This is a genomic window from Neobacillus niacini (assembly GCF_046591715.1).
Lineage (GTDB): Bacteria > Bacillota > Bacilli > Bacillales > Cytobacillaceae > Neobacillus > Neobacillus niacini_L.
On the sequence record NZ_JAWVNQ010000001.1, the window covers coordinates 1,286,802 to 1,309,731 of the forward strand.

Annotated in this window: 19 protein-coding genes and 1 pseudogene; 15 read left to right on the forward strand and 5 right to left on the reverse strand. The window is 36.6% G+C overall.

The features are described 5' to 3' along the window. Positions 1-118: 118 nt before the first annotated feature. Entirely contained in the window at positions 119-1,165 is a 1,047-nt protein-coding gene (locus SFC47_RS06280) for a two-component system sensor histidine kinase NtrB (protein WP_411253380.1), read from the reverse strand. Positions 1,166-1,475: 310 nt separating this feature from the next. On the opposite strand from SFC47_RS06280, the gene SFC47_RS06285 reads away from it, so the two are divergent. From SFC47_RS06285 to SFC47_RS06315, 7 genes are all read left to right on the forward strand, one after another. Continuing rightward, positions 1,476-1,847, forward strand: a complete 372-nt coding sequence (locus SFC47_RS06285; RefSeq protein WP_411253381.1) for a DUF2089 domain-containing protein — start codon at positions 1,476-1,478, stop codon at positions 1,845-1,847. Next, on the forward strand, positions 1,847-2,236 hold the full coding sequence (locus tag SFC47_RS06290) for an SHOCT-like domain-containing protein (RefSeq protein WP_411253633.1): 390 nt from the start codon (positions 1,847-1,849) through the stop codon (positions 2,234-2,236). Before SFC47_RS06285 ends, SFC47_RS06290 begins: the two co-directional genes overlap by 1 nt. Before the next feature lie 3 nt (positions 2,237-2,239). Next, the gene (locus SFC47_RS06295) at positions 2,240-2,509 is read left to right on the forward strand and encodes a hypothetical protein (protein WP_411253382.1); all 270 of its coding nucleotides are present in this window, start codon (positions 2,240-2,242) and stop codon (positions 2,507-2,509) included. Positions 2,510-2,690: 181 nt separating this feature from the next. Then, positions 2,691-3,161, forward strand: coding sequence for a hypothetical protein (locus SFC47_RS06300; RefSeq protein ID WP_411253383.1), 471 nt, complete (start codon positions 2,691-2,693; stop codon positions 3,159-3,161). A gap of 181 nt (positions 3,162-3,342) precedes the next feature. Beyond that, entirely contained in the window at positions 3,343-4,104 is a 762-nt protein-coding gene (locus tag SFC47_RS06305) for a GNAT family N-acetyltransferase (protein ID WP_411253384.1), read from the forward strand. A 48-nt stretch (positions 4,105-4,152) separates the two neighbouring features. Continuing rightward, on the forward strand, positions 4,153-4,701 hold the full coding sequence (locus SFC47_RS06310) for a hypothetical protein (protein WP_411253385.1): 549 nt from the start codon (positions 4,153-4,155) through the stop codon (positions 4,699-4,701). A gap of 67 nt (positions 4,702-4,768) precedes the next feature. Continuing rightward, positions 4,769-5,257, forward strand: a complete 489-nt coding sequence (locus SFC47_RS06315; RefSeq protein WP_411253386.1) for a GNAT family N-acetyltransferase — start codon at positions 4,769-4,771, stop codon at positions 5,255-5,257. A gap of 36 nt (positions 5,258-5,293) precedes the next feature. On the opposite strand, the gene SFC47_RS06320 is transcribed toward SFC47_RS06315, so the two are convergent. Continuing rightward, positions 5,294-6,697 (reverse strand): purine-cytosine permease family protein, encoded by a 1,404-nt coding sequence (locus tag SFC47_RS06320; RefSeq protein WP_411253387.1) that lies wholly within the window; start codon positions 6,695-6,697, stop codon positions 5,294-5,296. A gap of 357 nt (positions 6,698-7,054) precedes the next feature. After that, positions 7,055-8,071, reverse strand: a complete 1,017-nt coding sequence (locus SFC47_RS06325) for a DUF3231 family protein (protein ID WP_411253388.1) — start codon at positions 8,069-8,071, stop codon at positions 7,055-7,057. 166 nt (positions 8,072-8,237) lie between these two features. On the opposite strand from SFC47_RS06325, the gene SFC47_RS06330 reads away from it, so the two are divergent. Beyond that, positions 8,238-9,173: a 50S ribosomal protein L11 methyltransferase gene (locus SFC47_RS06330; protein WP_411253389.1), complete on the forward strand. Its 936-nt coding sequence runs from the start codon at positions 8,238-8,240 to the stop codon at positions 9,171-9,173. 225 nt (positions 9,174-9,398) lie between these two features. On the opposite strand, the pseudogene SFC47_RS06335 reads toward SFC47_RS06330, so the two are convergent. Beyond that, positions 9,399-10,626 (reverse strand): annotated as a pseudogene (locus SFC47_RS06335) (IS110 family RNA-guided transposase). Between the two features lie 481 nt (positions 10,627-11,107). Here SFC47_RS06335 and SFC47_RS06340 point away from each other — a divergent pair. Further along, positions 11,108-12,046 carry a DMT family transporter gene (locus tag SFC47_RS06340; protein WP_411253390.1) on the forward strand — a complete coding sequence of 313 codons (939 nt, stop codon included), beginning with the start codon at positions 11,108-11,110 and terminating at the stop codon, positions 12,044-12,046. 448 nt (positions 12,047-12,494) lie between these two features. After that, positions 12,495-12,962: a DUF3291 domain-containing protein gene (locus tag SFC47_RS06345; protein ID WP_411253391.1), complete on the forward strand. Its 468-nt coding sequence runs from the start codon at positions 12,495-12,497 to the stop codon at positions 12,960-12,962. Between the two features lie 180 nt (positions 12,963-13,142). Here SFC47_RS06345 and SFC47_RS06350 read toward each other — a convergent pair whose 3' ends face one another. Then, complete coding sequence (locus tag SFC47_RS06350; RefSeq protein WP_411253392.1) at positions 13,143-14,015, reverse strand: LysM peptidoglycan-binding domain-containing protein; 873 nt, start codon at positions 14,013-14,015, stop codon at positions 13,143-13,145. A 228-nt stretch (positions 14,016-14,243) separates the two neighbouring features. On the opposite strand from SFC47_RS06350, the gene SFC47_RS06355 reads away from it, so the two are divergent. The 5 genes from SFC47_RS06355 (at position 14,244) to SFC47_RS06375 (ending at position 22,897) form a co-directional block, all read left to right on the forward strand. Then, entirely contained in the window at positions 14,244-16,700 is a 2,457-nt protein-coding gene (locus SFC47_RS06355) for a family 43 glycosylhydrolase (protein ID WP_411253393.1), read from the forward strand. Between the two features lie 177 nt (positions 16,701-16,877). Next, positions 16,878-17,888 carry an ABC transporter substrate-binding protein gene (locus tag SFC47_RS06360; RefSeq protein ID WP_411253394.1) on the forward strand — a complete coding sequence of 337 codons (1,011 nt, stop codon included), beginning with the start codon at positions 16,878-16,880 and terminating at the stop codon, positions 17,886-17,888. A gap of 145 nt (positions 17,889-18,033) precedes the next feature. After that, positions 18,034-19,782 carry a sensor histidine kinase gene (locus SFC47_RS06365; protein WP_411253395.1) on the forward strand — a complete coding sequence of 583 codons (1,749 nt, stop codon included), beginning with the start codon at positions 18,034-18,036 and terminating at the stop codon, positions 19,780-19,782. A gap of 42 nt (positions 19,783-19,824) precedes the next feature. Next, positions 19,825-21,024, forward strand: a complete 1,200-nt coding sequence (locus tag SFC47_RS06370; RefSeq protein WP_411253396.1) for a response regulator transcription factor — start codon at positions 19,825-19,827, stop codon at positions 21,022-21,024. After that, positions 21,017-22,897: a substrate-binding domain-containing protein gene (locus SFC47_RS06375; protein WP_411253397.1), complete on the forward strand. Its 1,881-nt coding sequence runs from the start codon at positions 21,017-21,019 to the stop codon at positions 22,895-22,897. The genes SFC47_RS06370 and SFC47_RS06375 overlap by 8 nt, the downstream gene beginning before the upstream one ends. Positions 22,898-22,930: the final 33 nt, after the last annotated feature.

Sequence of the window (22,930 nt, forward strand, 5' to 3'; positions counted from 1 at the left end):
ATTTAATCGTTGAATTAGAAGGAAAATTCTTGAAATACATTGCAATAATTGAATGGTAAAACTAAAAATAGCTTGGCGCCTTGGCACCAAGCTATTCTTCTCAAAATGATCACAGTGTCTATCGGTTTTCATCAACTGGAAGTTGAATATGGAAAGTTGTCCCTTTTCCAATTTCACTTTGTACCGATATGGTTCCTCCGTGCTCATGGATGGTTGTATACACTTGGGTCAATCCTAGTCCAGTTCCGTCAGGTTTACTGGAATAAAAGGGTGTACCTAAAAGCATCAACTTATCTTCTGGTATTCCATGTCCATTGTCACTGACCATGATATGAATCCATCCACTATGATAATAGTGTTCAATTTTAAGTTTCCCACTGTAGGTAATCGCTTCAATCGCATTCTTAATCAAATTGAAAAAAGATTTTAGAAGCAAATTCTTTTTTCCGTAAAATCTCACATTGGAATCTCTAAGATCCATGGTAACTTCAATGGAATAAAGTCGTTCTTGAAATAATAGTAAAATAGAATTCAATTCTTTACATAAATCTATCAAAATAGGAGTTTCACTTTGTAAGTCTGGTTTGGAAACCTGTAATAAATTTTGCAGTGTTTCAAAGGCTTTATCTAATTCGCTTTCCATGGTAACTAAATACGGATGATCCTGTGATTCTTTTAGTAATTGTAAAAAGCCCTTTACGGATGTTAATGGGTTCTTAACTTCATGAACAATACCAGCGGCGAGTTGTCCGAGAGAAATCAATTTTTCTCTTTCTTTTAACCGTTTTTCTGTAATCCTTTTCTCGGTTATGTCTTGAATATTGACTTGAACCAATACAGTATCCTCAAAATAGCAGGGAATGGCTGTAAGTTCAACATCTGCAATTTCCCCATGATTCTTTATGATTTTTATTTCCATTCTTTCAAAAACTTTTTGATTTTCTATAACATCCATTATTCCTTGGTTACAAAAGTCATGAATATCGGGGGGGAGAAAAAGGTTGATATTTTTATTTAGAATATCATCAATAGATGGATGATTAAGTAATTGTTGGCCAGCCTTATTGCAGTACAAAATCCTTCTATCTTTCCCCACTAACCAAACTGAGTTTAGAGAATTCTCGACCAATTGATGAAAGTCAATTCTTTTTCCATTTATCTTCAAGTAAATCCCCACTTTTAATCTCTACTTTTTCCAACTAAGTTTATCAAGAAAAAAGAAAAACATAAATACCAATAATTGTATAGAAAAGTGTTTAAAACGCATTCATGAATGATGTTCACATAAATGACATCATTCAGTTGGGAATAGTCTGTTTTTTATTTATTATGGAATGACATGTGAATTGATTAATTTAACTTCAGAATTAATTTTTTTAATAAAAGTAATATCATTTATCAATATTTTTAATAATTAATTTGAAATTTTAAATAAATGATGTATGATATTAATAAATAAAAGAAAGGAGAACGGTATGGCATATCCTTTACTTACAAATTGTCCGGTATGCAGCAAGGCACTTAAGATCACGAAGCTGCAGTGTAACCATTGCCAGACAACGGTTGAAAATGAATTTGAAGTATCCAGACTGGGCGGCCTTGGACAGGAACAGCTTCATTTTATTGAGATTTTTCTTAAATGCCGAGGAAATATCAAAGAGGTTGAAAAGGAGCTCGGTATTTCCTATCCGACGGTCCGAGGAAAATTAGATGAAATTATCTCTGCTCTGGGATATTCCTCGCAAAAGAAACCGGAAGTGGATAAGAAAAAAATCGTGTCCCTACTGGAAAAAGGTGAAATTACGGCTGAGAAAGCCATTCAGTTATTAAAAGAGGAGGAAGAATGATGAAGGACGAAATTTCAAGAGTCTTAACGCTGGTTGAAGAAGGTAAGATTGATAAGGAGAAAGCAAGTGAATTAATTAATCTTTTACAAGGTAAAGTTCAGCCAGAGCTAGTGACTAGTAAAAAAGAAGTCCCATATGGAAACAAGATGTTAAAAATTCGTGTGACCTCTGCGGATGGTGATAACGTCAATGTGAATTTACCGATTAATTTGGTAAAGGCGGTATTGAAAGTAGGCAGCAATATTGCTGAAAAAATTCCTGAGGCAGAAAAATATGTAAAGGATATCAATGTTGACCTCCTTATCGAAGCAATTGAAAACGAATTGGACGGAGAGATTGTGAACATCACTTCGGCCAATGGAGATAAAGTTTATGTGGTGATTGAATAGAGTATGTTAAAGGTCAAGGTGAAGCTTAAAGATAAACGATTCTCTGTACCAGTTCCCTATGGTGTTTTAAATTTGGTTAGTTTAATTATTACATCAAAAAAAATTAATCGCATAATCAATCAAGCAATGGAAAAGAATGGCGGTAAATTCACCTTTCCGGAACTTGAAAGAAAAGACTTGAAGCCGTTGCTGCAGGGCCTTGCTGAGCACCGTGGTTTAATCCTATTCGAAACGAAGCTGAAGGATGGAACTGAAGTAGAACTGAAGCTTTAAATAAACTAACTTAATGTGCCTTAGCAATAATATTAGACGACTTATTGATTTTCTGTTCACCTATTTTTATTATTGGCGCTTTCTTAAATAAGATGCGCCTTTTCCAAATGAATTTGATTCTGGAGTAATATTATTTAATATTATTTTTGCACATCCTAAAGGATATAGGAGGTGCAATTTGGTGAGGCATTCAAGATTTTTATTAATTCTTTTGATGATTCTTCCGTGGTTTTCAGTACCGCTTTTGGGTCGCAAGGCAATAAGACGTTTTCTTCCAGCCGCTATTGTAATGAGTGTTATCGTAAAAATAAATAACATCACCGCAAAGAAACGAAATTGGTGGAGGTTTTATACGAATCTCAGTCCGCAGATTTCAGGGGATATTCCATTTATTGTGGGCCCTTACCTTTTAGCATCTTTATGGATCTTAAAATTTACTTATGGCAAATTTAAATTATTTATTTTTATCAATGCAATTGGACATATCCTGTTTGCTTTTCCTGGAATGAAATTATTAAAACGTCTAGGAATCGTTTCTTTGGAGAATATGAAGCCTATTCAATTGACCATATTACTAACGATAAGAGGATTCCTCCTTTATGGGTTCCAATATGCCATCGAGAATGTTAAACATAAATTCAGGTGGTATTAATAACTATTTTCCTCAACTGGATTAAAGTATTAGTCATTTTAAAATCGTCCCCCAAAAGAGACGGTTTTTTATTTTTGGGAAATGTACCTCACTGTGAAATTCTTACTCCAATGCAGGAAGTAAGAAGTTTATGTTGAATAAAAGCAATACGGTATTTTGGAAAGAAGGGGTGAGGGGTTTTTTGACAGATTTACAAATTGTTGAGCTGGATCCTAATATGCTCGAAGGAACGGGGAGTTATTGTCTCAGAAGTAAGAAAAAATCGCTTGGGTATATAAACAAAAATAAGTGGCTTAATGAAAGGTTTGAGGAAGGATTAAAGTATGTTCAATTAATGGAAGATAATAAGCAAGTAGGTTTCATTGAATATACTGACGCTGAGTTTTCCTCTAGGGTAGTCCACGCTAATCATTACTTGGTCATTCATTGTTTATGGGTAAGTGAAACAGGAAAAGGATACGGGACCAAACTGATAAATAAATGTCTTCGAGATGCAAAAAGACAATCCAAGCAAGGTGTAGTAGTCGTGACAAACACTCAAACCTCTTGGACACCAAGTAAGGAAATATTTATCAAGAATGGATTTAAAATGGTGGATACAGCACCATATCATTTTGAGTTACTAGTTTATCCATTTGAAAATAGCATCTCGCTGCCTTTCTTTCCTATAAATTGGGAAGAAAGAATAAATAAATTTGATGACCTTACCATTCTGCGCTCTTTTCAATGTCCATATGTAGAAATAGCAACAGAAAATATAATGGAAGGTGCGACCGCATTAGGTGTTAATGTCAACATCATTGATTATAAAACCAGAGTAGAATTATTGGAGCTATCTCCAACTCCCTATGGGATATTTTCAGTTGTTTATAAGGGAAAACTTATTTCATTTCATAGATTGACGATTCATTCTGTTATGAAACGGTTAAAGGAACTTATGTAACAATGAGATCATGAAGGATGAAACTAAAAGTTTTGACAGGGGGAGAAGATGAAAAAGGTTTACATACTAATGATCTCTTTTGTTTTGATTATAGGCGCAGTACTTGTATATTTCTTTTTGCCTCTATCGAATGAACAGGTTTTTCCAGAAATAAAAAATATACAAACAATCTACTTAGGACCTTCTAGGAATACAGATGGTGAAATTGATAATGCGAATATTTCATTAGTAGATTCTAAAACACTCAGTGGTTTTTCCCGCGTTTTTGAGGATGTGGAATATTCAAGGATCCTTAAACAAGACATAAATAATTTTTATCGTTTTTATACTTTTACGATTATTTATATGAATCAATCTGGAGAAGTAAATAATTTTGAGATTCAAATTAATGAAAATGGATACATAACAGTCCTTGACCAGGGAAGGAAACATTATAAAATTACGAAAAGTAATGGAGAGAAGGTTTTTAGAGAAATAGAACATTTGCTGATGGATTCAAACGTTGAAATTTCGAATATTTTCTCAAATGAGGCAGACGAACCAATTCCAAAAAACCTTGTAAGATTTTCTCACGTAATCAACCAATCTATTTTATAGTGTGGTAACTTAACTATAAATACTATATTAATGTGGTTTTCTTGGGAAACTAGTGGAGGGGAAGAATATGAATACTGATATTAGATTAGTAAATAGAAATGAAGCTCCAATAGTCCATAAGCTTATGTTAGAGGCGTTTGAAGAATACCGAAACCTTGAAGTGCCTTCGAGTGCATTAAATGAATCTGTAGAAACTTTACTAAATGTGTTTATAAACGGTTCAGAAGAAGCTTTACTGTGCTTTATAGATGGAGAACCATTAGGCTCTTTAAGATTTACAATCAGAGATGATTCGGTATATTTTTCAAGATTATCGGTGCCGCCGCATGCAAGAGGAAAAGGGATTGCAAAGGCTCTATTATTGTGGCTGGAGAAATATGCTATTAAAAATGGAAAAATGAAAATGGAATGTCGAGTTAGAACGTTATTATCTAAAAATATAAGTTTATACGAAGGAATGGGCTATATCATTTCTAAAGAAGAAGTTGTAACCAATCCTAACGGTCAGTCTGTCAAAACAGTGGTAATGGAAAAGCATTTGGATTTTTCACGGTAAAACCCTCTACAATCACTCAGTAGAGGGTTAATAATATTAAGCAATATACTCTTCTCTAGCAATATCCTTAGCTTCTTCTTTAATATAATATCTTCCTTTTGTAAAGATAGCCAAAATAATTGTTAAAAGCGCTGCAAGGATCGCTGCAAAAAATGCCGCCGTACTTTGCAGAAATGTTCCCATAAATCCAAGTGCAGCAACAGTACCAAGAGTGCTTGAGATTAAAAGGGAGCCAACACCGACAGGATTCCATTTATGCAAATTCTCTTGGCGGGCTTCATAATACATAGGACCGATCTTTAAGAATTTCTTTACGAAAACTGCATCGGTCACAAGAATAGCTGCCCAGGATAATAGGAAAACCCCCTGGAAAGTCAAAACGATTTCAAGGTGATTCACAATGTCACCCAGCATTAAGACGATAGCCGATACTCCCGTAACCACAACCCAAAAGCGTCTGCCTGGTTTAAATTTAAATACATTTTCGAAAAAATTGGATAGTGACAGGGAACCACTATAGATATTGGTAACATTAATTCTAATTTGAGTAATCATGGTAAATAAAGCTCCCCAACCGCCTAGGAGCAGGACGATGTAAACCCCGGGATTGGGTTCCCCTAGCCGAACTCCGAACCAAATTCCAAGACCTCCCATTACTCCAAAACAAAAGAATTGCGGGATAAAGCCGATGGCAAATATACCAATTTTCAAATCCTTCGGTTTCAGGAAACGTGCATAATCTGAAGCGAGTAGTGGTGTTAACCCCATAATTCCGTGCTGCATGCCAATACAAAGTAATAGGGCAGTTCCTCCAACCTGAACATTTTCTGGCATATACGACCAAAAGCTTCCATCATATACGGATGGATTGATGGCAGCAACAACGATGGCAGCGATTAGAAAAATGCCAAACAGCGGCAGTGACCATTTTTGTAGTTTATCTAATTGCTTAATTCCAAACCAATTTAACGGAATGACGATGATTCCAAAGAAAAGAATTAATGCCCATTTGGGGATAAGAGGGAAAAATTCGTGTACCGCCGCAACTAAGATCAAACCTTCTAGTGCACAGTACATAATAAAATTAGTGGCATAAATAACGGAGGTCAAGGAGGCGCCAATATAGCCAAACCCGCCGCCCCTTGAAAATAAATTAACGTTCATTCCTGATTTTGCCGATAAATAGGCAATAAAGGTTCCAAGGATACCTGCAACAATGATCGCATACACAGCGGAAATAATCGCATTGATGGCGCCAAATTGAAGGGCCATCACACTTCCCATTTGAAAATAAAAGATAGCCGTCGCAATTCCAAATGTAATATTGGTAATGCTTAACCAGCCCATGTTCCTTTTGTTAAGAGGTACTCGGTCCAATGAGTAATCATCACTCAACTCCTTGTTGCGATTCTGATTTGTAAGGTTATCAGATCTCAACATGATCAACTCCTTTTGTGATAGATTTCACAAGGATATTCCTTGCAAATGTAAATTGTTTATTGGGTGAACTAATGTCCTAAGCATAACAATAATCATAGGCTGTACTCAAACATGATTATTGGACATAATCTGTGATATAACACTCTTAGCGTAGGTTATCACCCAAATACTGCTTCTATCTTAGAAATTGTGCCGGATACTCCGAATAATCCAGGAGTGAACGTGTCGAATATTCGTTTTAATTTGATACGGCACTGTACTTTTTGTCATGATCAACCCAAATTTTCAGTTCTTGGCGAATGCAGCAGTGAACACATGGTGACCATGAGAACCGTCCCCATGGTCCTCCCATGGTCCTCAAGATTTTCTGTCAATGGCTTCTGGTTGTTTTTCTAACCAGCCATGTTTCACCATAATATTGTAAGACAGTACACCTGCCTCCATTGCATGGGAAAATACTCTTGAATAGTTGAGGATGATGTCTGATCTTAAACTGGAGCCTATCGAAGCACCATAATAAGTAAGAGCTGCATTTACTAAAAATCCTGCGTGAAACATGATCAATTTGTCAGAGAACGGGCTTTCAGTTGAATTGGTAATCTCTGCATCCCATTTTTCAGGAAGGGGCAAATGATCCTGTTTTAGTATAGCGTCAAAACTATCAGCATCTTTACCTGCTAATTTAACGTTTTTTAACATGAAATTTCGAACGTCTTCCAGGTCTGCCACCTGACTAAAAGCCAAACTTAAAGCCTTAATAAATCCCGTTTTTGTTGAGTTAAAAAATAGGGTGCTTATTTCCGAGCTATTTAGGGGTCTTTTGTCTCCTATTAAATTATCTATGAATCCTGGTGATTCTACCACCTTCGCCACACGTGGTGAAGGGATTGATGGGACACTTGCATATTTTGGTCGTTTTTTAGCTAATTCAATTACTTTTTGGAATAATTGCTTGGAGCTTACCGTACATTCAAAAAAATAATTTTGAAGGTCTTCACGTTCCGAATTTGTAAGGGCTAAGCTGTATGCTGTGATCCCATGTATGGTCATGATGTATGAGTAAAAAAGTAAAAATTCATCAGAAAAAAGACGAGGGGCATTAACATTCACGTCACTCTCAGTAAATCCAATTGGGATTTGGAAATTGGCATTTTTTAAGAATTGAGTGATTTTCGTAACATGGCTCTCTGCTAACTGTAGGGCGAATTCTAATATGGATTTTATCTCTTTGTCTTCAACTATGTTAAGAAAATATTTATAAATACAAATTGCCATACTATCACCCAAATATTGAAGCCAAAGTGCAGAGACTTCGGAAGCGGTCAAAGTGGTTGTTTTTTCTTTCCTAAAAATACCCAAAGGAAGTACCTCCAAATTTCGATTGTTATTCTAAGATATTTTATGGAAAAGGGTATGAAGTATACAAAAATTGGAGGAGTTTTTATATGCCCAGTCATTAGTACACATTCAATCTTTATAGACATTGAAACTTAATACTTTTTGTCATGGAGTCGTTTTCTTTCTCGTTCGGCTGGAGATAATGGTAAAAAAGTCGATGTCGGCATATGCGCATGCCGGAAGAGACCTAAAGCTAGGAGAAAAAACGATGTATGAAATAACCGTAAAACTTCCAACTAAAAAGATTGAGAGACTCATTCCCCATCTTTATCAAAAAGGGTACTATCAAACCTTTTATGAGGTTCCTTTAGATGTGGTAACAGATGCCAATGGCTATGCCTTTGTTGAAAGAAAGAATGAAAGTACAGACCTGAATATTTATATCAATGATTTTGTTGAAGCCACAGAACGGCGTAAGCTAGTAGAATTATTAGATATAGACGAGTCAAGTTTGGTTGTGAAAGAAATAAATGAGCTGAACTACCAGCAATCATTTGATGATATTATTCTTGAGAATGGCTGGGTCATCACGACACCAGATAGAATGGATACCTATGATAAAGAAAAACGGATTGTCTTGGATTCTCAAGGGAATTTCGGAACAGGCTATCATGAAACTACTAGGGATTGTTTGTACTACATATTAAATCATGATTTCAAAGGGTTAAGTGCAGCTGACATTGGAGCAGGTTCAGGGGTATTGAGTGTGGCTGCTGCACTTAAAGGAGCGAGCTTGATTGATACGTTCGATATTCAGCCTGTTGAACGGGAAGTTCTTTATCAGTGTGAATTAAATGGTGTAAAAAACGTCAAAGTGTTTCAAAGTGATTTAATCAAAAATAAGAACGTAATCCAAAAAGAATATGATTGGGTCTTTCTTAATATTGGAACTCAGGAAAATAGGGATGTCCTTACCTCCCAAAGACTTTTAGATTGCAAAAACACTACATTTATTTTGTCGGGCATGCTTGAATGGAATTTCCAACTTGTACAGTCCATGTTTAGAGAAGCAGGATTTAGGCTGGAGGATAAGAAACAAAGTAATGAATGGGTGACATGCCTATTTAAAGCGGTCTAACATTGATAAAAGTCTAGCATGAACCACCATTAGTAAAATAAGCGGAAAAATTCCTGTTAGTTGCAGAATGGAGCTCTTACCGGGGGATATAAACCAGCTAATAGTTGTCAACATTTTTCATTTAAATACCTTTTTACTTTGTGGTATTCTAAAAATAAGCATGCCAAATAACCTTCTGTTAGAATAAATTTGGAAGGTTTTAGTTTATTTAGCTATCTTTGGATTTCAAGTTATATCTTGGAAAGTTGAATTGCTTTTTAAGAGTGCAAAAATCCAATGTAAAAGCTTATTTGCACACGCAATTATGGCTATGGCTTTCCTTCCTCACGTTTCTTATCATAGAACGCCCGCATTTTCCTATTACATGGGATGGTTTCCGGTGTTGTTTTCTTTTTCCTAGAATCACGGATGGCACATTGAACAGCCATATATAAAGCGTGTCTTAGCCTGCATGAACCTCTTTTTGTAATTCGGTTCACTGTCCCTTTGAATCTTCCAGACTCAAAGATACTCGGGTCAATGCCTGCAAATGCAACAAGTTTTTTAGGGTGGTAAAACCGTTCAATCTCTCCAATTTCCGAAATGATCGTTGCAGCGATCTTTTGACCTATACCAGGGATTGATTGGATGATTTTATATTCTTCTATTTCTTTAGCCAAAGCATCTATCTCTGCTTCTAGTGTGGATAGGTGCTTTTGGTATTTCAGAAGCATTTCTATATGCATTTTCAGACTTACAATATGGCTCTGATATAAAACTTCCTTGAAGGGATTCCTACAAGCTGCCTCGATAAGCTTCCTTGCCTGTATGAGTGCCCATTGACTTGAACGGCTTTTACAAAGTTCCTTAATCCGGTTGGCTAAGGTATCTTCCTCAACTTCCAATACCTCTTTGGATGTTGGATATTCCAATAAAGTTAATAGGGAGACAGCCGAATACAAGTTGCCAAAAACATTTTCGTATTCCGGAAATACCTGATCAAGCACAGCCCGAAATTGGAGCTTTGTTTGCACATACATACCCGTCATGCTGTCGTGCTGCCGTGTAATGTTGCGAAGGTCAAAAATCCGAATTCCACGTTTTTTATAAGGTTCCAAATCCTCTTTGTAATAAAGCTCGCAAAGATGCCTGGCATCGATTATGTCCGTCTTTACCTTCCGTAAGGAAGAGCTTTTTGCCCGATAAGAAATGAGTGGGTTTACAATAATAAGCAGGTAGCCTCTTTCCTCAAAATACTGGACGACAGGTGTATGGTAATGCCCTGTAGACTCTAGAACAATGGGTGGTTTTATATCCGTAAGATCTTCAATTTCTCTAAGAAACTTATCTAACATTCCCAACCTTCTAGAGTATGAGGCACTTTAAAGCTTGTTTTATAAGGTTTTTTCTTATCTAGGAAAGCCTGTACCTGACTTTCACCTTTGGCCACATCCAGTCCAACAACAGGATTCATTTTTATATCTCCTCCAATAAAAATCTAAATTTGCCGGCAGCCCCTAGTCATTCTTGCAGTTTCATAGCTTCGCTTGTTATACGGGATCGATGTCCCAACCAGCCAAATCATGTTTAAGCAAGTAGAGGGTGAACAGTTTATATCACGGGATCTTCCTCCCAAGCGGAGAGACGTTCTACCCCGGCTACCGTAATAATAAAACCATATAAAAAAAGGTCAACCAGAAATATCTGGCTAACCTTATAATACGAAGCGGAGAATTTCCGGTTATTCTAAAAAAACCATATCTTTTACACGTTTTTGAGTCAATAGGCGGATTACCTACGCCTATTTTTGCTATTTCTGATGTTATTTTCGAAATAAGCGAAAATTTTCCGTCTATTTATCATAACTAGTGCTTAAAATGTCCATAGGGACGGTTCTCATGCCCCCAATATAAGTAGAAATAAAAGAGAGTCCACTTAGTCTGGAAGGAGAAAACATGGCATCAAAAACCTATTATTATTTTGGCTTGATTTTTGTATCCATAGTTTGGGGAAGCAATTTCGGGATATCACGTTGGGCAATGGAAGTTTTCCACGCAGAGGTATTTGTATTTCTTAGATTTGGACTGGCATTGCCGATACTATTCCTTATGTTAAAGGTGACAGAAGGCAGCGTAAAAGTGGAGAAGCGGGATTTACTAAAGCTAGCCTTTATTGGGTTAATTGGTATCACGTTGATGGAAATTATGGTCATGTATTCCATTAAGTATACAACACTTGCGAATGCATCTCTATTGAACGTCGCTCCATGGCCCATTTTTGCTGCTCTATTTGCACCGTTATTTACACGTGAGAAAATTACATCCAGAGTAGCAGTAGGGGGATTAATCGCATTAGTGGGGGTAACGATGATCATCCTTGGCGGGAAGGATGGCTTTGATTTAGGTTCTGAGTACATGATCGGGAACTACATTGCTCTAGCTATAAGTTTAATTGGTGCATTATTTAATTTAGCCACCATGCCGTTGATGGAAAAATACTCTCCACTTCGGGTGACCACTTGGTTTATTTTCTTTGGTTCTCTCTTTATATTTCCAATCTCTCTTGATAAATGGAGTGTGATCCAGTGGGAAAATCTATCGATCGCCACATGGGGAGCTGTGGCTTATAACGTCTTAATGTGTACCGTTATTGCCATTGTTGTTTGGAATGTATCAATGAAACATGTGGGTGCAGCGAAGGCGAACTTCTTCCGTTATTTTGTTCCTGCGGCAGCTACAGTGGCGGGTGCGTTTTTCTTTAATGAACCGATTTGGGCAGCTCAAATTGTAGGTGGAGTCGTCATTGTATTTGGATTAATCTGGATTGGAACAGAAAGAAAACAGCAAATTCCACCGATATACTCAAACTCCAATCGGATAGCTAAACGAAACTAATCGAGAAATTGTCGATTAGTTTTTTTTTATTTGGCTCGGTTAAAACTGAATATTGATTTCACAGTGCTTGGAAAATAAGTGGAGGTTTTCCGTTTATTTTGAAAAATACCCATATTTCCTTAATAATAAACGGAGCTTTTCCGCTTATTGTATCTAAATCATTGAATTTTGTCTTATATTAAGTAATTAACCGGAATTTCTCCGCTTATATCTGCTTCATAAGCTTTCTCTAGATACAATAGACGGAAAATCTCCGCCTAAGTATTCTTAATCCTATACCAAGATTAACAACGAATAACAACAAGCCATCTATTGATGTCTGTCACCTATGTTTCCTTTGTAATTGCCTAAAATGGGTGACAGGCACCATAAAACTGCTGTATAGAAGTTATAAGTCCAATACGCATTTGAATATATCTAGGTATAGAAAATAAATGGAGGGTTACATATGGCATTCGTTTCGATTTATACAGTGGGTAGGCTGAACCTACCATATGATCACCCCGCCTCTCGTGAGTTTTTTGATGTCGGGTACGAAGTAATGCGGCAAGCTGAGAGAACAGGCCAATTAGTAAAGGAATTTTCCCCTTTTGGAGTTCCAATCCCTGAGGAGGCAACAAGTGGAGATGGTTTTCCTGTACTAACATTAACCATATGGAAAAGCCTTCAAGGCTTATACCGTTTTACCTATTCTGGTCAGCATAAACAAGCGTTGAGAGACCGTACCAAATGGATGGAGCCTTATCCAGAAAAACACCTATCATATGTAGTGTGGTGGACAGAGAAGGTGAAGGACGTCTCGTGGCAGGAGGCTTTCGATAGATATAACTATTATCTTCAGCATGGACCTACATCGTTTGCTTTTGATTTTAAGCATGCATTTGATGAAAAAGGAGAAAAATGTGAGGTTAAGTAGTCAAAGGCATCTGCTTTAATCTTCGAATAAAACCAAATAACGATTGGGTTGACTTGATTTTCAAGGCAATATAATAAGAAAAGGACTCAGTTCGTATTACTGAATCCTTTTATAGTCTTTGATAATAGGAGAATCGAAGTATCCCAATCTGGCAAAAAGTGAACCATACAACTCGAAGTATTATTTTGCTTTCCGTAAATCTAAATACTGAACGGTTTTGCCATCTCGGTCAATCTGAATAATTAATTGGGATTTATTAAATTGGTAAATGATTTGTTCACAATTTGCGCTTTCATAGCAGCTTACGATGTTTATTTCGTTCGGGTTTCCATAAGCTTTTAAAATTTTATCTTTCTCAGTTGGAATGGAAGCTGCTTTCAGAAATTCGGGGTACACTTGCAGCTGTTCAATGGCATTATTTGCTGGATTGATGGTTACACGAACCCCAACACCTTCATCCTTATAATAAAGAGACCTGTTATTTTTATCATTTTCTGTTTTAGTTGGCTGCCCAAATTTATCAAATAATAGATTGTAATGAGTCCCTACTGTGACTCCGTTAATTTGCAGCGGCTTCTCCGTTAGGAAGAAAGCATCTTTTATTCCGTTTTTCTTTAACTTTGTGATCATTTTCTCCGCTTTCGATTTACTTGCAAAGGCCCCAGCCTGAACACGATAATAATTCTTACCATCTATCACTTTTTTCACGACAATTGCTTCAATGTCTTTCTTTTTCAAAAAAGCAACTCGTTTGTCTGCATTACTTTTTTTGCTAAAAGAACCAGCGACGGCCACATACAATGGTTTGGTTTGTTCCAGATCTGGAATGATTAATGTTTTGCCAAGCATAATCTTGTTGCTTGTTAAGTGGTTGTATTCCTTTAAAACATCAATAGGAATATTGTATTTCTTAGATATGCTATATAATGTATCACCTTTCTTTATCGTAATAGATTGATCCTCGGCAAAGGCCTTCCCATTACCGAAATAAAATAATGAACCCATCAAAACAGTGCAGAGAACAACTTGCATGAAACGCTTAATTTTTTTCATGTTATTTAATCACCTCGTTTAATTTGACGAGGTTAATTTAGTTTTGATTCGAATAAATAAGCCCATTTATTGTTGAATACAAAAAAGGGCTGTAATACAGAAGTAAAAATAAAGTTACACATACATTAGGAATCTGAAAATTACAAAATATTCTGTTTTATTATAAATACAAGCAAAATCTATCCCTGTAAACTTAAGATAGTCAAATATTTTAAGGAGGAACTAAAGATGAATAGAGTGTTAGGAATCTTTATGACCATTCTGCTTTTAGCAGGTATGATCAGCCAGCCCATCAATAGCCATGCAGCAGACCCAACAATGGATGGCCATGGCTTGATGGGTGAATTTTTTAAAGTGGAAAGCAATCCTGATAATCGTGAAGATATCAACGTATTTAATTTTGATGATTTTCGCGGAGAAAGAGCGATTGCGAATTTGAATGGTGATTCGTTTACCAGCATTTTCAATGAATTTTCTGGTACACCGGATTATAATACAGCACGTTTTACGGGGACAATTGTTCCGAAATATTCCGAAGATTATACCTTCCACATGATAGGGGATGACGGTTTTAGACTTTGGATTAATGACGAGCTCATCATTGATTTTTGGCAGCAAAAATGGGAAATACAACAAACAAGTCAGCCGATTAAGTTGGAAGCTGGAAAACATTATGATATTAAAGTGGAATATCTGCAAGGCTGGGGCGGAGCTTGGCTTAAAATGGAATGGGAAAGTGCAAGCCAACAAAGAGAAATTGTTCCAGAGTCCGCGCTATATTTTCCAATTAAACGCGTGATTGAAACGAAAAAGGCTGATTTATCTGCAGAAATTCAAAAGGCAGAATACTTGACAACGAACTTTTCTGACAAAGTAAATGGAAAAACGCTAGAAACATTAAAGGCAGCAAAATCAACTGCCGAAGAATTGCTTCGCAGTATTGATGGAAATGAAATGGAGGATCGAGACAAGGCAGAATTATTAATAAAAGAAGCGGAAAGTGTTTCTATCGCACGTTCAGAATTTATGAAAGTGATGGGAGTAACAAGTTCGTCTGTTTTTGATAAATTCAACAATCCATTATATCAAGGACAGGATCCGTTTGTGACTTATAAAGACGGCTTTTATTATTTCGTCTCATCAAGTAACTTAGATTCGAACAATAAAGTTTATGTATCAAAATCCAGGACCCTGACCGATCAAGGGGAAAAGGTAATGGTTTTTGATTCAAAAGGAACACAGACTCGTATTTTTGCTCCGGAAATCTTTTTCTTTGATGGCAAATGGTATATTTATTACTGTGCTGATCTAAAAGAGTATGGCTACAAACATATGGCAACGGTGTTGGAATCCGTAACAGATGATCCACAAGGTGAGTATGTTGATAAAGGTGCACTGTATACAGGTGAAAATGGCGAATATAAACAAGCAAACGATATTACCGTATTTGAACAGGACGGACAATTATATGCTGTATGGGGAACATTAGGTTCCGGCGAACCAGAAGGTCCGGCCATCGCTCCGATGGATAACCCTTATACCATTACGGCCGATCGTTCATTCTTACCTGGCGGCGGCGGAGAAGGTCCTCGTGTTCTGCAAAGAGATGGAAAGACCTTTATTACTGTGTCTGAAGGGGACTACCAATCTGATGCTTATCGCTTATCGTATTTTATGAACACAGACGGGGATATTTTAAATCCAAATTCATGGAGTCGTACAGAGGATGTTTTTGTAGCTACTAGCGATGTATCTGGACCTGCAAGAGCAGGTTTTGTGAAATCGGCTGATGGAACAGAAGACTGGATGATTTATCATTCGCGCGTTTACAAAGATGTTGAGCGTAATTGGTGGCGCCAGGTAAATATTAAAAAATTCACTTGGAATGAGGACGGAACTCCTAATTTCGGTGAACCGGTTTCTCCTTATGAGTGGCAAGAACTGCCTTCTGGTGATTTAGGGCAGGGAGACATGTATCAAGCAGAGGATGCCATTCTCTATGGTGAAATCACAAAAAATACTACTTTTGGAAACTATCAAGGAACTGGTTATATCAACCTGCCAAGAACAGCAGGTGCAGAAGCTAGTTTTACCGTAAATGCTGAAGAAGCGGGAGATTATATCGTGGGAGTAAGGTATGCCTATGGTGAAAAAGTGAATGGCGAATATAATCATAATCCTTCTACTCAATTGCCGGCAAGGGCAAAAGTGGAAGTCTATGTAAACGGCATTCACGCAAAAACGATTGCACCTGATAAAACAGCCATCAGTTGGGAAGAATGGTTTACGGCTTCCGAGCGATTATCCTTAAAAGCAGGGAAAAATGTAATTAGTTATCGGATTGACAAAGGTTCGATTGGGAATGTGAATTTAGACTATATCACGATGTATAAAGCAGATGTTCCAAATCCGGTTACGCCAAAAATAGACCTGGATACAATCCATCAATTGGTAAATGAGTATGAAAAGAATGGAAGTATCAAACATCCATTAGCGAGTCAATTAAACAATCTATTAGACCAAGCTAAACATCACTTAGATAAAGGCCATAAGGAACAAGCTATCAAAAAAATAAATGATAGTATAAAAGCAATAAATAATAAGGGTATGGAAAAATATATTGAAGCAGGCGTAAAAGAAAAACTAAATACCGATCTGTCAGCTTTACTAGATTCATTAAAATAGAATCATAATATAGATTCATGATGAAGGATGTTCCAAAGTAACTTTGGAGCATCTTTTTTCTTACAAAAAATTATCTCATTAAAACTGAAAATTGCAAATATTACCGTTTTATTATAAATACAATTATTCCTTTTCTTTGTATTCTAAAGAAGACAAAAACCATTGGGGGGAAAAGAAATGCGGAAAACAAAAACGCTTCTTACGTACTTATTTTCATCATTAGTATTAATTCTACTACTAGCAGCATGCAGCAGCGATTCAACAAGTACAGGCGATAAAAATGAAAGCGGTGGCAAAAAAGACGAAAAAATTGTAGTTGGCTTCTCACAAATAGGCGCAGAAAGCGGCTGGAGAACAGCAGAAACAGAATCAATCAAAGAAACATTAGGAAACGATTCAAGATTTGAATTAAAATTCTCAGATGCTCAGCAAAAACAAGAAAATCAAATTAAAGCACTTAGAAGCTTCATTGCTCAAAAGGTAGATATCATTGCGTTAGCTCCAGTTGTTGAGTCTGGCTGGGAAACAGTACTTCAAGAAGCAAAGGATGCAAAAATCCCGGTTATCTTATTAGACCGCGGCATTGATGTAAAAGATGAATCATTATATACAAGCTTTATCGGTTCAGATTTTATCCTCGAAGGTGAAAACGCTGCCAAGGAATTGATTAATCTTATGGGTAAAGATTCAAAGGTTAACATTGTAGAATTACAGGGAACAGTTGGAGCAAGTGCTGCAAATGACCGTATGGAAGGTTTTGCGAATGTCATTAAAGAAAACCCAAACTATAACATTATTAAATCTCAAAGTGGAGACTTTACCCGGGCAAAAGGGAAAGAAGTCATGGAAGCATTTTTGAAATCCGATGGAGAGAACATCGATGCGGTTTACGCACATAATGATGACATGGCATTAGGTGCCATTCAAGCCATTGAAGAATATGGATTAAAACCAGGGGAAGATATTAAAGTGGTATCAGTCGATGGAATCAAAGCAATTTTTGAAGCGGTAGCAGCAGGAAAAGCAAATATCATTGTCGAATGTAATCCACTTCTAGGACCACAGCTTGCACAAGCAGCCTTAGACTTACAAGCTGGAAAAGAAATCGAAAGATGGATTAAAACAGAAGAAACCGTTTTTGTCGGTAAAGAAGCGGCAGAAAGCGCTTTACCATCACGTAAATATTAATAGATAAGGAGAAATCGAAATTGTGGTACAGCAATTTCGATTTTCCTATTTATCCAAATATTAATAATATTTGAAATTTATTACGTTTTTGTTAATAATAAAGAAATAAGCTCCGAAAGAGAGGGTGGACCCTATTGTTTCAAAAATGATGTCGCGGTTAAGAAACGTAAGTATTCGAGTTAAGCTATTATTTTATTTTATCGTCATCATCATCTTATGTATTTCAACATTAAGTATTTTAGGCGGAAACATATACAAGAAATCGATGGAGGAAGAAGCAAACGCCTATACTGATCAGATGCTAAAGCAAGTGTGGAATACCATTGAAAGTACAATCCAAGAGAATGATAATGTTATGTACTATCTAGCAAATGAATCATCTGTAAAAGAGTTTATGGAACAGCAAACCACAACGGAAGAAATGACGAATACTGTGAAGGAACAAATTCAAGTCTATCAACAGCGTCACCCTGAGATAGCAGGTTTGGTAATCGTCAATCAACATGACCAATTTATAAGCAACGAGATGATTCGTGTTTCCAGAGATTCTCTCATTGAAGAGACCTGGTACAAAAAAGCGGTAGAATCTCCAGAAAAAATCCAATTAATAAGCAATCCAATTGGGAGAAATCTAAAAAATCAATTCAGCTATCAAGTAAATAATGTCTTATCCCTTGTAAAAGCAGTCGAAAACCCTTTAACAAAAGAAGTATCCGGAGTCATTTTAATTGATTTAAAGCTGGATTTTATCAAAAATGTGATTGAATCAATCAAGATTGGGAAAAGTGGTTTTATTTTTATAACGGACACAGATGGAAACGTTGTCTATTCTCCGGTTAACTCAACAGTGTATCATATTCATCCTTCTTGGATGGCAGAAAATACGTCACCGCCAATAGAAAGAGAGATTGATAACCATAAGTTTCAAATCATTTATAATACCATTCCCGATATCAATTGGAAAATTGCTGGTGTTTTTTCATTAGATGAAACGACGAAGGTGGTTTCGAAGGTTCAAGGCTATACCTTAATCATCGCCATTGTAACATTATTGATCGGTTCCATGATGTCTTTGTTTTTTGCGAGTACCATTACCAATCCAGTGAAGAAGTTAATGGATTTAATGGGAAAGGTGGAAGAAGGAAGATTTGACCTAAGATTTAAAGCAAAATACGAGGATGAAATTGGGCAATTGGGCAACAGCTACAATAAGATGATTCAGCAAGTAGAAAAGCTGATCGAATTGGTTTATCAAGAACAAAAAAGCAAAAGGGAAGCAGAGCTTAAGATCTTACAAGCCCAAATTAAACCTCACTTTTTGTACAATACCTTAGATACAATCCAGTGGATGGCACAGGAATATAAGGCATCGAAAATTGTAGAAATCGTGAATGCACTGACAACACTATTTCGCATTGGCTTAAATAAAGGAAATGAATTTATCACTGTAGAAGAAGAAATCGAACATGTCAAAAGTTACTTAATCATTCAAATGACACGCTATGAATCGAAGATTGAATATGAAATCGAAATGGATGAAGAAGTGAAAAAGTATCAAGTCCTAAAGCTGACCTTGCAGCCACTAGTTGAGAATGCCATTTATCATGGAATTAGAAACAGGCGTGGAAAAGGAAAAATTACCATTCGTATTACAAAGAAGAATGATGTACTTGAATTAACCGTTCATGATACGGGGATTGGCATCGAAGAAGAACATCTGAACGAATTAAATCACGCCTTAGAAACGATGAGTGATGAACGTAAAAAAGGATATGGTTTATTTAATGTAAATGAACGAATTAAGCTGACACATGGTTCACAATTTGGCATAGGTATTGAAAGTGAATATCAAAAAGGGACAACGATCATCGCATCGCTTCCTATTCAATTTTGATAGAGTATTTCAAATTGGTTGATGGGCGAGGGGGGATACTTATTGTGGAAGTTATTAATTGCCGAAGATGAAACGACGATAAGAAAAGGACTTAGGTATGCTGCCGATTGGGAGGATTATTCCGTTACAATTGTCGGGGAAGCGGAAGATGGGGAAATCGCTTTAGAAATGGCGATGGAACGGCAGCCAGACATCTTATTTGTCGATATTAATATGCCATTTTTGAATGGGTTAGAATTGATGAGAGCGTTAAGGGAGCATCTTCCAGAAGCTATTTTTATTGTAATCAGCGGATATGATGAATTTAGTTATGCACAACAAGCTCTTAAAATGGATGCATTCGACTATTTATTAAAACCAGTCAATAAAGAAGACTTGATCAAGACGGTAAAAAATGCAGTAAAGCTTCTTGAAAAGAATAATAGAAGAAGACAACTAGATTTACAGCTAGAAGATAATAAAGCATTACTTAAGGAAAAATTCTTGCAAGAATGGGCAGCGGGAATGATTGCTCAGGATGAAGTGAAAGAACAATCGCAGCTATTAAGTTTGCATTTAGAGGGACCAGTCGGAATCTCTATGTTCAAAGTTGTCAAAGAAATTGAAGAAAATGTCACCCAAGAACAATGGAATGATGGGCTGATTTCTTTTTCATTGAAAAATATTATTAAAGATTATTTGAAAGCGTATTCATCCTCTGAGGTATTCGAAGATTCATTGGGACATATCATCCTTCTTTTGCCCAATGCTGAAGGCGAAGTATTGATGCGTTTGAATAAGGAAATTAAAGAATACGCAGAAGGCTTTTTAGGAAAAGTGATCATCTGTATGGAGAAATTAATGATGACACATTTAGAGCTTCCTGACCATTACAGGATGTTAAAAGAGGAGATTGCAGCTTACCACAGTCTTTCTCCGATGGTGATTCTTGCTAAGGACTATATCGATCATCACTATTTTGAACCTAGCATCTCTTTAAATGAAGTGGCGGAAATGGTTCAAGTCAGTCCGACCTATTTAAGTAAAAGGATTAAAACAGAGCTAGGTGCTTCTTTTATTACCTATCTTACAAAAGTCCGTATAAAAAAAGCCCTTTTGTTAATGAAAGATCCTCATTTAAAGATTTATGAAATTGCTGATATGGTTGGGTATAGCACGCAGCATTATTTTTGTAATGCTTTTAAAAAGGTAACAGGCATTTCTCCAACTGTGTATAGGGGCGGCGCTAAAAGCTATGAATAAAAAAATAATCTTTGGAAGTATGCTGCTTGGGACGAGTGTGTGTCTTTTCCTCCTATATCTGTTTGGACAGACAGAAGCAAATGGCAGTACCTCGGAGTTTCAAGAAGTGGATTATGTAATTGGAGTATCACAGCCTAATTTACTAGAACCATGGCAGGTTCTCATGAATGAGGAATTAAAGAATGAAGTGGCTAAGCATGATAATATTCGGGTGATTTATACGGATGCAGCTCAAAGTACAGAACAGCAAATCAGAGATATTCAAACATTAAAAGATTATGGCATTGATTTATTAATTGTTTCTATTGATAATTCTTCTGATTTAACGCCTGTTATTTCGGAGATGTATAAGGAAATACCCGTTATTGTTCTTGGAAGAGGAGTGACAGGCTACAACTATACACTCTACATAGGATCTGATTATTATTTTATTGGAGAAACGGCAGCTAAAGCAGCAATGAACCTGTTAGGCAATAAGGGAGGCTCTATTGTTGAAATACAAGGGATCACGAGTGCCCTCCAAGCAGAGGAGCGAACGAAAGGCTTCCAAGAGACATTACATAAAAATCCAGCGTATAAAATAAGTGATGTCCTTGTGGCAAATTGGCAAAAAGATTATGCAGAGGACCAATTAAAGTTACTTCTAGAGCATCGAGAGAACCCTCCTGATTTGATTTATGCCCATAATGATGCGATGGCATTAGGTGCTTATCGAGCAATACAATCATTGGGATTGAAGGATATTATCATCATTGGCAGTGACGGTGTGAATAAGCAAAATGGCGGTTTGCAATTAGTGAATGAAAAGAAAATAAATACAACCTTCATAACTCCTACGGGCGGGAAGGAAGCCATTCAGTATGCCATTGAAATTCTGGAAGAAAAAGAAGTTATTCCTAAAAAAATTATTTTAAGAAATCATGAAATTAATGAAAAGAATATAAAGAATTACCTGAATGAAAAAGAGGTGGCAGCAAGTTCTCAGGAAGGAGGGGACCGTTCAATAACCCTTGGATTTGCCCAAGTGGGGAATGAAAGCGAATTCCGTGCTGCTAACACTCAATCTATTATAGAGGCTGCAAAAGAAGCGGATGTCGAACTTATTTTAAAAAATGCAGATAACGACCAAGTAAAACAAATCGAAATTATCCGAGACTTTATAAAACAGAAGGTAGATGTGATTGCTTTTTCTCCAAAAGTAGAACATGGCTGGGAAGAAGTACTTAGGGAAGCAAAAGAAGCAGGGATCCCTGTCATTCTTTCTGACCGGGAAATTAATGTTAAAGATTCATCTCTATGGACATCCTTTATTGGTTCAGATTTTGTGGAGGAAGGAAGAAGAGCAGCTCGTTGGCTTGTAACTGAAGAGGACAGTGAAAATGTTCAAATTATTGAACTTGAAGGAACGAGGAATTCTGCACCTGCAGAGGGAAGAAAACAAGGGTTCGAGGAGGTTTTGGCTGAAAATCCAAATTTTAAAATCCTTGAATCGTACCAAGGTGATTTTACTCATGCTATAGGAAAAAAAATGATGAAAAAAGCACTTGTACAATATGGCAAGGAAATCGATGTCGTGTACGCTCATAATGACGATATGGCGATAGGGGCAATTGAAGCGATTGAAGAATTTGGTTTGCAGCCAGGCGCCGATATTAAAATCATCAGTATTGATGCAACCAAAAAGGCATTTCGTGCATTAAGCACGGGGAAATTAAATTTTTCTGTAGAATGTAACCCACTGTTAGGACCACAGATTATGAAATCTGCACAAGACTTAGTGCGGGGAAAAGAAATCCCGATGAAAATTATTACGGCAGAACGAACATTTACTCAAGAGGAAGCGGGTAAAGAAATCAAAAAACGCAATTATTAATTAGTTGGGAAGAGTCGAGTATGAATCAATACT

What these genes read in the sequence shown, in the direction of transcription:
- SFC47_RS06285 (WP_411253381.1), top strand. Translation starts at nt 1,476, where the DNA reads ATGGCATATCCTTTACTTACAAATTGTCCGGTATGCAGCAAGGCACTT.
- SFC47_RS06290 (WP_411253633.1), top strand. Translation starts at nt 1,847, where the DNA reads ATGAAGGACGAAATTTCAAGAGTCTTAACGCTGGTTGAAGAAGGTAAG.
- SFC47_RS06295 (WP_411253382.1), top strand. Translation starts at nt 2,240, where the DNA reads ATGTTAAAGGTCAAGGTGAAGCTTAAAGATAAACGATTCTCTGTACCA.
- SFC47_RS06310 (WP_411253385.1), top strand. Translation starts at nt 4,153, where the DNA reads ATGAAAAAGGTTTACATACTAATGATCTCTTTTGTTTTGATTATAGGC.
- SFC47_RS06315 (WP_411253386.1), top strand. Translation starts at nt 4,769, where the DNA reads ATGAATACTGATATTAGATTAGTAAATAGAAATGAAGCTCCAATAGTC.
- SFC47_RS06320 (WP_411253387.1), bottom strand. Translation starts at nt 6,697, where the DNA reads ATGTTGAGATCTGATAACCTTACAAATCAGAATCGCAACAAGGAGTTG.
- SFC47_RS06330 (WP_411253389.1), top strand. Translation starts at nt 8,238, where the DNA reads ATGGTAAAAAAGTCGATGTCGGCATATGCGCATGCCGGAAGAGACCTA.
- SFC47_RS06340 (WP_411253390.1), top strand. Translation starts at nt 11,108, where the DNA reads ATGGCATCAAAAACCTATTATTATTTTGGCTTGATTTTTGTATCCATA.
- SFC47_RS06345 (WP_411253391.1), top strand. Translation starts at nt 12,495, where the DNA reads ATGGCATTCGTTTCGATTTATACAGTGGGTAGGCTGAACCTACCATAT.
- SFC47_RS06350 (WP_411253392.1), bottom strand. Translation starts at nt 14,015, where the DNA reads ATGAAAAAAATTAAGCGTTTCATGCAAGTTGTTCTCTGCACTGTTTTG.
- SFC47_RS06355 (WP_411253393.1), top strand. Translation starts at nt 14,244, where the DNA reads ATGAATAGAGTGTTAGGAATCTTTATGACCATTCTGCTTTTAGCAGGT.
- SFC47_RS06360 (WP_411253394.1), top strand. Translation starts at nt 16,878, where the DNA reads ATGCGGAAAACAAAAACGCTTCTTACGTACTTATTTTCATCATTAGTA.
- SFC47_RS06365 (WP_411253395.1), top strand. Translation starts at nt 18,034, where the DNA reads ATGATGTCGCGGTTAAGAAACGTAAGTATTCGAGTTAAGCTATTATTT.
- SFC47_RS06375 (WP_411253397.1), top strand. Translation starts at nt 21,017, where the DNA reads ATGAATAAAAAAATAATCTTTGGAAGTATGCTGCTTGGGACGAGTGTG.